This window comes from Algibacter sp. (genome assembly GCF_029245835.1).
Taxonomy (GTDB): Bacteria; Bacteroidota; Bacteroidia; order Flavobacteriales; family Flavobacteriaceae; genus Algibacter_B.
The window spans coordinates 1-13146 of the sequence record NZ_JAQWOO010000019.1; the positions used below are offsets into that span (position 1 = coordinate 1).

Here is a 13146-nt window from a genome sequence, read left to right on the forward strand (position 1 = left end):
CAGAAGCTTTGGGAACTTTCTTAGCAACCTGATTTCAGGGCTTATCGCATATAGCTTCTTGCCTAAAAAACCGTCTATTAAATTTCAAACTATAAATTCCAATCAAGTTTGCCTGTTTTAATAATCGAACTCAGGTTAAAAGGCTATTCACCACTTCATAATGTTAAAAAAGGTGTTAAATATCCTGCAACGTTAATAACTACTGGTGATCATGACGACCGTGTTGTACCTGCACACAGTTTTAAATTTGCTGCCGAATTACAAAGTAAACAAACAGGAAATAATCCAACATTAATTAGAATTGAAACAGACGCAGGCCATGGCGCTGGAACACCAGTAAGTAAAACCATTCAGCAATATGCTGATATTTTTGGCTTCACTTTATACAATATGGGATTTGACGTTCTACCAACTAAACTAAATGAAAAAATTAAAGGGTAATACTTGCCCCGCATATTAAAAACACGCTTCTATATTGAAAGCGTATTTTTTTATGATATTTTTGCAACGCTATGTTACACGTAAAAAATATTACTTTTTCTTATAACAAAACATCCGTTTTAAAGTCTTTATATTTTGACGCAAAACCAGGAGAAAACATTGCCATTATTGGTGAAAGTGGTTCTGGAAAAAGTACGTTGTTAAAAGTTTTGTATGGTGAATATGATTTAAATGAAGGGCATGTTTTTTGGAAAGACAAAGAAATCTTAGGACCAAAGTTTAACTTGGTTGTTGGCTATGATTTTATGAAATATGTGGCTCAAGAATTCGACTTGATGCCTTTTATTACTGTAGAAGAAAACATTGGCAAATTCCTATCTCGTTTTTATCCAGAAGAAAAACAAATGCGTACAGACGAATTAATTAAAGTGGTTGAACTTGAAGCCTTCGCTAAAACTAAAGTAAAAACCTTAAGTGGCGGGCAAAAACAGCGTGTAGCTTTAGCAAGAGCCTTAGCAAAACAACCAGAAATTATTTTGCTAGATGAGCCTTTTAGTCATATTGATAATTTCAAAAAACAAAGTTTAAGACGCAGTGTTTTTAAGTATTTAAAAGATAAAAATATTACGTGCTTAGTCGCTACTCACGATAAAGAAGATGTACTCGGTTTTGCGGATAAAATGATTGTATTAGATGATAATAAGATTATTAAAAACGATTCACCTGAAACACTTTATAAAAACCCAGAAACACCTTTAATAGCCTCTTTTTTTGGGGAGTTTAATGCTATAAATAACAACTTAGTTTACGCGAATCAATTAAAAGTTGTAAAAACATCTAATTTAAAGGCGAATGTAACACAATCGTACTTTAAAGGAAATCACTATCTTATTCAAGCAAATTTAGATGGAAATAATATATTCTTTGAACACCATTCAAATCTTAAAAAAGGAAAAATAGTCGCTCTTAAAATTGAAGTATAATTACTTATCAAACTTTTTTAATAAAGCTGGTAGATAAAATATATCTGTTATTAATGCTATCGCCACGGTTATAGCGCAAAGCAATCCAAAATCTCTTACCGAAGGCACGGCACTTGAACTTATAATTAAAAAACCGCCAACCAAGGCAATTGTAGTAGATACTAAAGCATTACCCGTATACTCCATGGCATTATTCATACGTTTTTCCGGAGACCCTTGTATAGACTTACTTCGCCTATATTTGTAAACTAAATGAATCGTATCATCCATAGCAATACCAAGCATAATAGGTGTTATCATAGCCGTTGTTACATCTAAAGGGATATTTAGTAAACTCATGAAAATAGCCAGTATTGCTAAAGGTAAAATATTTGGAATGAGCACTAATAAGGTTGTTTTTAAACTTTTTATAAAGATTAGAAGACAGATAAATGCGACGAAGAAAGCAGCAAAGAAAGATTTAAACTGCGTCTCTAAAATAAAGTTATTTAACCGAGCAAAAACTACTGCAAAACCATTGATTTTAAGATTATAAGACGATGTATTAAATGAAGCTTCAAAATCCCGTTTTATATCCTCAAGAACCTGCTCGAGTTCTGAAGTTCGCATTTCTTTTAAAGTTAAAGTGAAGCCAGCAGTAGTTAAATCTTCGGAAAATAATTTAAAAAAACTATTATCATTAACATCTAGTTCAGACAATGTATTTTGTATTTTATCTTCTGATATACTAGATTGAAATAAAACGGGTGTACGTTTCTCTAAAAACGATTTTATAGTAATTACCGAAACTGGTGAGGCAATTAAAGGATTGTTATCAAGTTTATTTTGAAAATTTTCTAACTGTTTAATTGCTTCCTTATTTACAATTTTTTCGTTGTTTTTTGTTGAAATATTTAGTTGTAATCTATTACTTCCTCCTAGTTCAACCTCAACAGTTCTTAAGTCCTGTTTAGCCTTTCCTTCAGCCAGAAGATTTCGGGAATTGGTGTCTATATTTACTTGAAAAATAGAATAGACCCCAAATAAAAGCACCATTGTAAAGGAAACAATAATCGTGTTTTTATACTGTGAGGTAAAACTATTAAGCCATGCTATAAATTTATACTGAGCGTACTTTTTTATACTTAAAACAGGTTTAGCATCTTCAAAATTTAAGTTCATAAAACTGAAACCTATAATAGTAATAACATAAACCAAAATAAAACTGAGCAATAAACCAATGCATGTAAATACCCCCATATTTTTAAATGCTGGCAATGGCGATAAATACAAGGCAAAATAGCCAACAAAAGTAGTGAGCGTAGTATAAAAACAAGGTGTAAGACTTTTACGAATTGCTAAAGTTAACAGTTGCACCTTGGACAATGATTTATTTATAAGTCCTTCTTTATGATAAATATTAATAATATGAACAGCATCACTTACACTGTACACCATAAGTATAGTTGGAATGAGCATGGAAATCATATTTAAAGCAAAACCTAAAGACGTTATAAGACCAAATAGCAAACTTACAGGTACAGCAACGGATAAAAGCGAAATAATTAAATAACGCTTACTTGGTAATAAAAACAGTAATAATAGAGTAATAACAAGAACTGTTAGAATCCCAAAAGTTAAACTTTCTTTATAAATACCTTTGCTGTAAGCTTCGTTTAAAACAGGCGGTCCTGTTAAATAATAATTAGCATATTGTTTTTCTATAAGGGTACGAATTTCGCCAGCAATATCTTTCCGCTTGGCTTCTATTGTGGGTGTAGGATTTAGTTGAATATAAAAAAAATGATTCTTATAATCCTTAGTCACCAATTGTGATGTGATATTTGGTAATTTTGAAAACAGACTTTTTAGGCCTTTTTCGCTTCGTTTTTCAGTATATAAGTCATCAAAATTTATTTTATTATTGGCATAAATAGGATATTTAGCCTTAGCTAAACTGAAGGTTGTTTTTACATAAGGTAAAGCTCCAATTTGCTTGTGTAAGGTATTTAATTGGGCCATTTCTGCCTCTCCAATAGCATTTTCAACAGGAAGCATGGCAATAAAAATTTCGTCTGACCCAAAATTTTCTTGAAAATCAATATATGCCTTATAACTAGGATCGTCTTCCAGAAACCATATAGACAACGAATTATCAACACTTAGTTTCTTTAATGTTTGATAACCAGAAACCCCCATTAAAAGAGCCAGAATAACAATTATTGCTACTCTAAATTTTATAATTGATGATATAACCTGCTCTAATCTTTTCATAATGATACCGTGGCATAAGAACCATAATGCCCGTGATGACTTAAGGACATAGAAATATTTAGTCTTTTAGAATTGTAATATATCGAAGGAATTCCAGATTCTGATTTTAAAATCTTTAAATTTGATTTTACCAGGTTGCATTTTTTTGAAACTGATAAAATTAATGCCTCTCTCGACATTTTACTTTGACTTTTATAATCTTTGGAAGCCAATTTAAAAACGCTTGAAACCATTTTATGAGGTAATAAAGACGCTTCAGAAAGAATATATTCTTCTGTTATTTTAGTACTAATAAAACATTGAAAAGCTTTATAGGTTACTTTTAGGCTCGTAGCATTTATATCGCATTCAAACTTTTTTGGGCTGTAAAATCGGTCTGGATTTAGTTGTATATATAATTTATAAGCCGCTTCTTTCATGCTCCATAAGCGCCAAACCATTATAAATTTATTTTCTGAATTTTGAATTAATTGTTGCTCATTTGATGTGAAGAGCTTTTCTAAAAATCGTGGGCGTTCCCAATTAGAGGTTTTTTTAGCCTCAACAATATCAATAATATCGGTACCAATCATTAATTGGCTAACTTTTCATTAACAATAGCCATAGCTGCCTTTACATCTAACATTTTTTCCATGTCTTCATTTTCTAAACGAATATCGAAAGCATCTTCAATGTCAAGAATAATATCTACCAAATTTGCCGAGTTTATCTTTAAATCTCGAACAAAATCAGTCTCTTCTGAAAGCGTTGCAAAAGCTTCTTCGTCCTGCACATAAGGTGAAATTATGGCTTTTAATTTATTAATAAGTTCCTCGTTTTCCATGGTTATTTTTACCTGTAAAGTTAAGTCTTTTCATTTAAATTAAAACCTCACAGGTTTTAAAAACCTGTGAGGTTTATGTGTATAATTATTTATAAAATCTCTTAAAAATCACACAAGCATTCACATCTCCAAAACCAAAACTAGCCTTGGCAATAATATCAAAAATTAAATCTATTTTTTGGGTTGGAATTTTCTCTGAAGCGACTTTGTTCAAGACCTCTGGATGTAAATCTTCACAATTAATATTTGGTGCAACAAATTGCTCTTTTAATTGGATGACACTCGCCACACATTCAATAGCTCCTGATGCCGCTAAACAATGACCAATCATGGATTTAGTTGAATTGATAAATGGAAAATCATATCCAAGTCGCTTTAACGCTTTGCTCCAGTTTTCAATTTCTAAACCATCTTTAGTTGTTGCGGTAAGGTGACCATTAATAACTTCTATATCATTTGGATAGATTTTCGAATTCTTAACTGCATTCCTAATACAGCGTTGTACCGCTTCAGCATTAGGAGCTGTAAGGGTACCACCTTGTCGTTGTCCGCCAGAATTCACTTCGCCGCCTAAAACCTCAGCATAAATAGTTGCTCCTCGCTCTAACGCACTTTCTAAAGATTCTAACACCATAGCGCCCGCTCCACTGCCCGGAACAAAACCAGATGCTGAAGCACTTAGTGGTCTCGATGCTGTTTCAGGACTATCATTATGTTTATAGGTCATAACACGCATGGCATCAAAACCGCCCCAAATATAAGGCCCATGGTCGCTGCAACTACCAACTAACATGCGTTTTGCTTTTCCGTTTTGTATGCGATCAAACCCCATAATTAAGGCCTCGGTTCCTGTAGCACAGGCCGATGAGTTTGTTGTCACTTGGTTACCGAAACCTAACATCCCATTAAGATATGCGCTTACACCACTTGTCATGGTTTGTAAAACAACGGTACTACCTAAACGCCTAACATCACCTTGATCTAAATTATAAATAGCTTCACGAAATTTTTCTATACCAGAGGTTCCTGTGCCAAAAATTAGTCCTGTGTGATAATCTAGTGGACTTTCGCCATCCACATTAAAACCAGCGTCTTTCCATGCGTCAATACCTGCAATACAACCGTATAAAATTCCTGAACTGTTAAATCCTCTTAGTTGTAAATCTGAGAAATATTTAGATTTTAATGCATCAGAAATTTTAGGAATACCGCCGATTTGACAAGAAAAATTTAAGTCTTTTAATTCCTGATGAAAGGTAATTCCAGAAGTCCCATTTTTTAGTGCTTTTGTGAAATCAGGTACGCCAACTCCATTTGGTGCAACAACTCCTAAACCAGTAATAACGACGCGCTGTTTCATATTTTTATCATTCCAGAAATTTTTCCTCTTGCTACCAGTTCTCCTTTAATATTTAATAATTTAACGTTACACCTTAATTTATTAAACCGGAATACCTCTTTTTCTGAAATTACGGTTACTTTTTCATCTGGCAATACAGGCAAATAAAAATCCATTTGATGCGAGGTTAATGCAATTTGAGGGTTTGTTGTCGCATTTAACTCATTTCTAAGTAAATAAATACCCAAACAAACTAGACCTATTTGCGCCATACATTCGGTTAAAATGACCCCAGGTGTTATGGGATTATTTATAAAATGTCCTTTGTAAAACGATTCCTCTTTTTTAAATGTGTAATGTCCTGTTATACCATCTTCTGAAATAGAATCGATGCCATCTACAAATAGAAACGGTTTTTGATAAGGTAAAAGTTTTATGATTTGTTTTGATTTCATTTTGGGTTTTATTATCAAAGACCTCACAGGTTTTAAAAACCTATGAGGTCTACATAACTTTTCATTCTAATAATAATCGTTCATTAATATTAACTTGTTTTGCTTGATGAACAAAAACAAAATTCTCTCTTTCTCCAAATAACTCTAAAACATAATCTCTTTCTAAATCTGTTCTCTTTTTGGATAAAATAGCATGATATGATGAATATTTATAAGACTTGAAATTGTCTGTAAACCCATGATGCTTAGGATTCAAATGAATGTATACAATTAAATCTTTCAAATAAGATTCTTTATCTATTTTAATTCTTGAAAATCTATCCTTAAATAAACTACCACTTCTGTTATAATTTTTATTAATACTCTTAGAGTATGAATTAAAAAAATTAGAATACGATTGTGAGATTTCTTTAATATTAACATTTTCTCGAGTTTTTACTAGTAAATGAAAATGGTTTTTTAAAAGACAATAAGCCAAAATCTCACAAGTTGGTAATATATATTTCTTTAGTAAATTAAGAAAATAATAGTAATTTTTTTCCTCTTTAAAGATATCTTCTTTATTATTTCCACAATTATAGATATGAAAGAAATTGTCTGATACTAAAGGTTCGTATTTCATTTTATGTTTTAAAATTTTTAGACCTCACAGGTTTTAAAAACCTGTGAGGTCTTCACTTTATCTCAAATGCTCTCCACCATCCACTGGAATAATCGTTCCTGTAATCCAAGATGCTTCATCTTTACTTAATAAATAAACGGCATTTGCTATATCTTCTGGCAAGGTTAAACGCTTATTGGGGTTCCGTTTTAAGGTGTGTTCAATTATTTTTTCACTCCCAGGTATCAGTCGCAAAGAAGCCGTATTTGTAACCCCTGCTTGGATACAATTCGCTTTAATTCCAAAGGACGCAAATTCCAATGCTATGTTTCTGGTAATAGCTTCTAGAGCTACTTTAGCTGCAGAAACAGCAGCGTAATTTTCCCAAGCTTTGGTATTGCCCTCGCTAGTAAAACTTATAATTCTAGCATCTTTTGTAAATAAATTAGCTTCAAAAATGGATTTAGTCCAATCGTATAAACTAATAGCCATCGCATTAATGGTTAATGCAAAATCGTCGTTCTTTAATTCTGGCTTATCTTTTGAAATCATGGGTTTCAAGTTGCCCTTTGCCACACTATGGACTAAAGTTCTTATCCTTTCTTTTTCACCGAGTAATGCTTTTAATTCTTCAATCAAAATACCTCTTTTTTCAGTATTGAAAGCATCAGTGTTAAACGATTTAAATTGAATTCCTTCAGCTTTAATGGTTTCAAATTCAGCTTGTATTGCAGCTTCTTGCATTCTTGGGTTTCGGTGAATAACACAAATATTCATCCCGTGTTTTGCTAATTTTTTTGCAGATGCCAAACCTAAGCCGCTGCTGCCCCCTAAAATTACTGCCCAATAATTACTATCTTGAAATTCTTTATTCATATCTCTTTATATTATGAGATGCTGAAACAAGTTCAGCATGACAAAAAGTTTTTTGTCACCATTCTAATAAAATACGTTGTGCTGAAAAACCTGGTCCAAAACTTAACATAATGCCCTTATTACCTTTAGGAATATCTCGATCCATAAAGCGTTCTAAAACATACAACACTGTGGCGCTACTCATATTTCCGTAAAGCCTTAAAACGTCTTTTGTGTCATCTATATTCTTACCTAATGCTCCAAATAAATCTTCAACTGTTTGCACAATTTTCTTGCCACCTGGATGAAAAACTAAATGATTAATATCTTGAATTGTTAAATTATTTTGTTCTAAAAACGGATGAATAATTTTAGGGAAATGATCTGCAATAGTTTGTGGCACCGTTTGATCTAGCACCATTTGTAAACCAGAATTCCTGAGTTTAAAACCCATCATGTGTGTGGCATCAAAAAAGTGATACATCGCTTCATCTTTAATTTCAGGACCAACCTCATCTTCATAAGACGATAAAATAACACTGGCACAACCATCACCAAAAATAGCTGCACTTACCACATTTACCATAGAATAATCTTCCAACTGAAAAGTCGCCGTAGGAGATTCTACAGCAATAACAACTGCCCGTTTATTAGGATTTGCTTTTAAAAAATTCTTGGCATATATAACACCCGATACGCCTGCCGCACAACCCATTTCGGTTACTGGTAAACGCACGATATCTTGTTTCATCTTTAGGCTATTAATGAGATACGCATCTAAAGACGGAATCATAATACCTGTGCAACTTACGGTAATAATATAATCTATATCTGTTGGTTTTAGAGTTGCTTTATTTAAGACCTTAAGCAAACATTTTTCAGCAAGTTCGGTACATTCCTTTATATAGATATCATTTTTTGCTTCAAAAGAAGTATTCAAAAAAACGTCTTCAGGGTTCATGATTGAATACCGTTTGTCTACCGCAGCATTCTCAAAAATCTTGAGTACTTTTCTTTTAAATCGGTCTTCTTGACCATTTAACCACAGCTCCACAAAAGGCAAAATATCCTTAGTTTCTCTGGTGTATTTTGGAAGTTGTTTTGCAACTGATGTAATTCTTACTGCCATTTATGTTCTAATTAACCATTGGTAACGGAATGCCCATTTCCAATGAATTTGTGATTTGAGGTTTAATGTTTTCGATATATCTACTAAATCTTCTTTTTTGAATGCTCGCAATATGGAGGTTAAACCATCTTGTTTAATCATCTTGTTTGAAATTACTAAACCCAATAATTTAAACAATCCATAGGCTACTTCGCTTCGCTGTAAATCGTTAACTACAATGCCTAAAGTCGCTTTATTTGAACATGTAACTAAAAGACTTTTTATCTCTTCATCTTTAAAATGATGTAAAAAAAGAGTTGTTAATACAATGTCATAATCTAAGTTTTGAAAAGCTTCTGAAAACACATCTTCATTCTTAAAAGATAATTCAGAATAATTTACAGATAATTCATCAGCATATTCAATCGCATCTTGGTTGGCATCAATACCAATCAACTTAAACTTATAGTTATTTTTTCTACCAAAATCTGCGATTAACCTCAAGATATCTCCATGGCCACAACCTAAATCTAGTATGGTATACGTTTTATCTTTAGGCTGATTTTTTAATAATTTTTTGATACCATCTAGAGTGACGCGATTGCCACCAAGCCATTTATTAATATTACCCAATTTATCTAAAGTATCTCGTAATAAATCGCCTTTCATTGAAAAGTCGTCCAACAATTCGGTGTCGTTGCTTCTGTATGTGGTATCTAAAAATAAGCTCATGTCTCTGTCAGGGGTTTGCCGTGAGTCATTTTAATAATAGGTGGTACTAAAAACGGGAACCATCTTAAAAGCATCAAAAATTTTGGCGCTAACCAATCTTTTCTGAATAAATAAGCAATGGTGTGTCCTACTTTTAATCTGAAACTAAACGTTTTTTTCCAAGTATTAGCATACTGACTTTCTAATGCTTTACGAGATTCAATTTTTCCTTGAAGATAATCAATTATAAGCTTAGACGCCAATTGTGCACTCCTAATTGCCATACCCATACCATTGCCACACAACGGATGAATCATGCCTGCTGTATCTCCACACATGATAATATGGTTTTCCACAGGGCTTTTAGTTTCAAATGAAATTTGACTGATGGTTAATGGGTTTTCGAATTGTGGTTTTGAGTTCTTAAAAATAGCCTTTAACGTCTTGTTTTTAAATAAAACCGCCTCCTGAAAAGCCTCAATGTCTTTATAGGTTTTAAAAGTTTCGTAATTGGTAATATAGCATAAATTAATATGATTGTTTTCTACTTTTGAAACTCCACAATAACCACCTTTAAAATTATGAAGTGCTACTTTATCTTCAGGGAAATCTCCTGATACGTGAACTTTTACACCCAAATAAGGTGATTTCTTTTTTATAAATTTTCTTTGAAGTTGAATATCAATATTAGACCTTTTGCCGTAAGCTCCTATGACTATTTTTGAATTTAAAATATTATTTGATTTGGTTTCAACTTGAAACATTTCAGATTTAAATTCAACATTAACTACTGTGTCTTGAAGTACTTTTACACCATTTTTAATTGCCAATTTATAAAGCTGAAAATCGAACTCGTAACGACTTATTCCAAAACCACCTAAAGGCAATTTGGCTTCTATACTTTTGTTATTGTGCGTCGTTAATTGAAATTTAGAAATGGTTTTTGCTCCAAATTCAAAAGGGTTAAAACCTAAATGTTTTAAATACGGTAATACTTCATTAGACACATATTCACCGCAAACTTTATGTTTAGGGTAGGCATTTTTTTCGATAAGTAACACCCTAAAATTTAGTTTGGATATGTGTATGGCACTGGTGAGTCCTGCTAAACCGCCGCCAATAATTATAACATCATAATCCAGTTCTGCCATTTATAATTTATGAAAATGAAGTACATTAATTTTTACGGTATTACTCAATATAAAACTCCTGCCTCCAACACCAAAATCTCTACGATTAATGGCAAATTTTGATGTAACTCTATACTTATCATCAACCTTTTCCCGATTAACTGTAATACGGATTTCTTTTGATTTTTCTTTGATGGTTAATGTGGCAACAACATTAAATACAGCTTCAGATTTAGCAGTAATTGTTTTGCTTACTAAGGTTATATTCTCGTAATTTTCAACATCAAAATAATCATCCTTTAAAAGGTGTTCGTCTCTACTTTCCATGCCTGTTTCAATAGAGGCTGCTTTAATCACACCATTAATCTGTAATAGTTTGCCTGTAGCATCAAAATCGGTTTCTATATTGAAGGTTTCAAAATGACCATCGACACCTATACCAACGTTTCTAATTACAAAATCAATACTAGGTACGTTTTGAGAAAAACCTAATGATAAAGAACAAAAATAAATTAAGAAAAATAGAAAGTGTTTCACAGGTGTATTTTTATAATGTTAAGTTACATCACAAATTATACATTGAGAAATAAATTAACTTTTATCTATAAAATTTTAAGGATTTTTATGGTTCCGTTTCTGAATAGCACCTCATCGCCAACCGTTTTTGAAAGTAATAATTGTGCCATTGGTGTAGCTGCTGAAACGGCATAAAATGTATTGGAGGCTATAACTATTTCGCCTGCACTTATGGCAATAAAATAATTAGATTGCGTGGTATAAACAACACTACCTAATGCCACTTTTTGATGTGTGATTTCTGGGTTTACTTTGTTTAAAAGCACTTTTAGCTTTTGAATTTCGGCTAATTGATTTCCTGCTTTTTCGCGCTCTAATTGCAACATGGCACGACCCGTTTCGTGTTTATCGCCTGCGCTACTTTTGGTTTCTGAGCCTAAAGATTCTTGGATTTCTTTTATGGTATTTTGAATGGTTTGAAACCGGTTCTCAACATACTCAAGGCATAGCTTATATAGTTCTTGTTTTATTGTCATGCTTATTTTTTGGCATTGCGAGACTTTATAAAAAGTCGTAGCAATCTCAAGTTTTTAAGTTATAATTTAAAAGATTACCACGTCGTTTCTCTCCTCGTAATGACATCACACTAATTCTGCTAATTCTTTACCTACTAGACTTCCAATGGCAACACCCATGCCTCCCAACCTGACACCACAAAATACGTTATTACTTAATTGCTTTACAATAGCCTTCTTTTGGCTGCCAATACCCATAATACCTGACCACTTATGGTCTATTTCAAAAGGTGTTTCTGGTAAAATTATTGTTTTTAATAATACCTCAAGTTTATTTTGAATTAATTTTGTTTGATTAAATTGAGTGGTTTCCTCGTTTTTAAAGTCTAGGTTTCGTCCGCCTCCTATAAGGATTCTATTATCTATATTTCTGAAATAGTAATACCCCCTATCTAAATGAAATGTGCCTTTAATATGTAAATTTTTAATAGGCTTAGTAATTAAAACTTGTGCTCTTGCTGGTTTTACTTTTTGATTTATTAATTGTGATGCAAAACCATTTGTAGCGATTAGTAATTTTGAAGCTGAAAACTCAAAGTTGTTGGTTTTAATTTTCACCACATTATTCTCTTCTGAAAAATGTTCTACATTCGTATTATTTAAAATTTTAATGCCTTTTGAATACACTTTTTCAAGCCATGCTTCCATCATTTTACCTGTGTCAATCTGACCTTCAAATTGATTAAATATATACTCTTTATTTACATTTTTGAAATTAAAAATATTGTCTTTTAAACTGAATATACTATCCTTAAAAATTGGTTTTAATAATGTATTAATCGTTTCTTTTTTTGATATACAGCTTTCAAATAATGCTTCATCTGAATCTAAAAACAATTCATAACCACCTAATTTTTGATAATTAATTGCTTTATCACCAAGAGTCTGTCTTAATAATTTTAGTCCATTAACACGTTTTGAGATAAGTTGAATAACTTCAGCTTCTGAATGTGTTTTTAAATCGTCTAGTATTTCGCTTAGACTTCCAAAGCATGCAAAACCAGCGTTTTTTGTACTGGCACCTTGTGGCAATATTCCTTTTTCAAGGATTAGAATTTTAGATTTCGGAAAGCGTTCTTTTAATTGAAGTGCACAATTAAGACCAACAATGCCACTACCCACAATACAAAAATCAATATGAGTTAACCACGACTTTATTTCCCAATAGGACCAATTCATGATGCTAATTTAGGATTTTAAATTGAAGTTTTGCATTGCGTATTCTATGATAGAAAACAAGTAATTTCCATAAAAAATCAGGCTACAAATTTATAAGTATCTACAAAAGGGGAATCTCTATTAATAACAGCAAAGATTCGACCTATAATTTTACATCTCACATTGTTTAATACCAGC

The 13146-nt window shown here is 32.1% G+C and carries 14 protein-coding genes and 1 pseudogene; 2 read left to right on the top strand and 13 right to left on the bottom strand.

Features of this window, described 5'->3' with window-relative positions:
• Positions 1 to 135: 135 nt before the first annotated feature.
• Together P8K68_RS02620 and P8K68_RS02625 are read left to right on the top strand one after the other, a co-directional pair.
• Positions 136 to 441: pseudogene (locus tag P8K68_RS02620) on the top strand (prolyl oligopeptidase family serine peptidase); the annotation flags it as partial.
• A gap of 71 nt (positions 442 to 512) precedes the next feature.
• The gene (locus P8K68_RS02625; protein WP_300247913.1) at positions 513 to 1424 is read left to right on the top strand and encodes an ABC transporter ATP-binding protein; all 912 of its coding nucleotides are present in this window, start codon (positions 513 to 515) and stop codon (positions 1422 to 1424) included.
• Here P8K68_RS02625 and P8K68_RS02630 read toward each other — a convergent pair whose 3' ends face one another.
• The 13 genes from P8K68_RS02630 to P8K68_RS02690 form a co-directional block, all read right to left on the bottom strand.
• On the bottom strand, positions 1425 to 3677 hold the full coding sequence (locus P8K68_RS02630; RefSeq protein ID WP_300247915.1) for an MMPL family transporter: 2253 nt from the start codon (positions 3675 to 3677) through the stop codon (positions 1425 to 1427).
• Positions 3674 to 4249, bottom strand: coding sequence for a 4'-phosphopantetheinyl transferase superfamily protein (locus P8K68_RS02635; protein WP_300247917.1), 576 nt, complete (start codon positions 4247 to 4249; stop codon positions 3674 to 3676). Before P8K68_RS02635 ends, P8K68_RS02630 begins: the two co-directional genes overlap by 4 nt.
• Positions 4249 to 4500 (bottom strand): phosphopantetheine-binding protein, encoded by a 252-nt coding sequence (locus tag P8K68_RS02640; protein WP_300247919.1) that lies wholly within the window; start codon positions 4498 to 4500, stop codon positions 4249 to 4251. The genes P8K68_RS02635 and P8K68_RS02640 overlap by 1 nt, the downstream gene beginning before the upstream one ends.
• Positions 4501 to 4585: 85 nt before the next feature.
• Positions 4586 to 5860, bottom strand: a complete 1275-nt coding sequence (locus P8K68_RS02645) for a beta-ketoacyl-[acyl-carrier-protein] synthase family protein (protein ID WP_300247921.1) — start codon at positions 5858 to 5860, stop codon at positions 4586 to 4588.
• The gene (locus tag P8K68_RS02650; protein WP_300247923.1) at positions 5857 to 6294 is read right to left on the bottom strand and encodes a hydroxymyristoyl-ACP dehydratase; all 438 of its coding nucleotides are present in this window, start codon (positions 6292 to 6294) and stop codon (positions 5857 to 5859) included. The genes P8K68_RS02645 and P8K68_RS02650 overlap by 4 nt, the downstream gene beginning before the upstream one ends.
• A gap of 61 nt (positions 6295 to 6355) precedes the next feature.
• The gene (locus P8K68_RS02655) at positions 6356 to 6916 is read right to left on the bottom strand and encodes a transposase (protein WP_300247925.1); all 561 of its coding nucleotides are present in this window, start codon (positions 6914 to 6916) and stop codon (positions 6356 to 6358) included.
• A gap of 57 nt (positions 6917 to 6973) precedes the next feature.
• Positions 6974 to 7771, bottom strand: a complete 798-nt coding sequence (locus P8K68_RS02660) for an SDR family oxidoreductase (protein WP_300247927.1) — start codon at positions 7769 to 7771, stop codon at positions 6974 to 6976.
• Between the two features lie 55 nt (positions 7772 to 7826).
• Positions 7827 to 8879, bottom strand: coding sequence for a type III polyketide synthase (locus P8K68_RS02665; RefSeq protein WP_300247929.1), 1053 nt, complete (start codon positions 8877 to 8879; stop codon positions 7827 to 7829).
• Positions 8880 to 9590: a methyltransferase domain-containing protein gene (locus tag P8K68_RS02670; RefSeq protein WP_300247931.1), complete on the bottom strand. Its 711-nt coding sequence runs from the start codon at positions 9588 to 9590 to the stop codon at positions 8880 to 8882.
• Complete coding sequence (locus tag P8K68_RS02675) at positions 9587 to 10720, bottom strand: NAD(P)/FAD-dependent oxidoreductase (RefSeq protein ID WP_300247933.1); 1134 nt, start codon at positions 10718 to 10720, stop codon at positions 9587 to 9589. Before P8K68_RS02675 ends, P8K68_RS02670 begins: the two co-directional genes overlap by 4 nt.
• The gene (locus tag P8K68_RS02680; RefSeq protein WP_300247935.1) at positions 10721 to 11236 is read right to left on the bottom strand and encodes a YceI family protein; all 516 of its coding nucleotides are present in this window, start codon (positions 11234 to 11236) and stop codon (positions 10721 to 10723) included.
• Positions 11237 to 11301: 65 nt separating this feature from the next.
• Positions 11302 to 11751: a 3-oxoacyl-ACP synthase gene (locus P8K68_RS02685; protein WP_300247937.1), complete on the bottom strand. Its 450-nt coding sequence runs from the start codon at positions 11749 to 11751 to the stop codon at positions 11302 to 11304.
• Positions 11752 to 11856: 105 nt separating this feature from the next.
• Positions 11857 to 12969 (bottom strand): FAD-dependent oxidoreductase, encoded by a 1113-nt coding sequence (locus P8K68_RS02690; RefSeq protein WP_300247940.1) that lies wholly within the window; start codon positions 12967 to 12969, stop codon positions 11857 to 11859.
• Positions 12970 to 13146 lie beyond the last annotated feature (177 nt).

Bases quoted from the DNA above. Each gene is read 5' to 3' on its own strand.
- P8K68_RS02665 (WP_300247929.1), bottom strand. From the start codon at position 8,879: ATGGCAGTAAGAATTACATCAGTTGCAAAACAACTTCCAAAATACACC.
- P8K68_RS02630 (WP_300247915.1), bottom strand. From the start codon at position 3,677: ATGAAAAGATTAGAGCAGGTTATATCATCAATTATAAAATTTAGAGTA.
- P8K68_RS02685 (WP_300247937.1), bottom strand. From the start codon at position 11,751: ATGACAATAAAACAAGAACTATATAAGCTATGCCTTGAGTATGTTGAG.
- P8K68_RS02645 (WP_300247921.1), bottom strand. From the start codon at position 5,860: ATGAAACAGCGCGTCGTTATTACTGGTTTAGGAGTTGTTGCACCAAAT.
- P8K68_RS02670 (WP_300247931.1), bottom strand. From the start codon at position 9,590: ATGAGCTTATTTTTAGATACCACATACAGAAGCAACGACACCGAATTG.
- P8K68_RS02625 (WP_300247913.1), top strand. From the start codon at position 513: ATGTTACACGTAAAAAATATTACTTTTTCTTATAACAAAACATCCGTT.
- P8K68_RS02675 (WP_300247933.1), bottom strand. From the start codon at position 10,720: ATGGCAGAACTGGATTATGATGTTATAATTATTGGCGGCGGTTTAGCA.
- P8K68_RS02640 (WP_300247919.1), bottom strand. From the start codon at position 4,500: ATGGAAAACGAGGAACTTATTAATAAATTAAAAGCCATAATTTCACCT.
- P8K68_RS02655 (WP_300247925.1), bottom strand. From the start codon at position 6,916: ATGAAATACGAACCTTTAGTATCAGACAATTTCTTTCATATCTATAAT.
- P8K68_RS02660 (WP_300247927.1), bottom strand. From the start codon at position 7,771: ATGAATAAAGAATTTCAAGATAGTAATTATTGGGCAGTAATTTTAGGG.
- P8K68_RS02650 (WP_300247923.1), bottom strand. From the start codon at position 6,294: ATGAAATCAAAACAAATCATAAAACTTTTACCTTATCAAAAACCGTTT.
- P8K68_RS02635 (WP_300247917.1), bottom strand. From the start codon at position 4,249: ATGATTGGTACCGATATTATTGATATTGTTGAGGCTAAAAAAACCTCT.
- P8K68_RS02690 (WP_300247940.1), bottom strand. From the start codon at position 12,969: ATGAATTGGTCCTATTGGGAAATAAAGTCGTGGTTAACTCATATTGAT.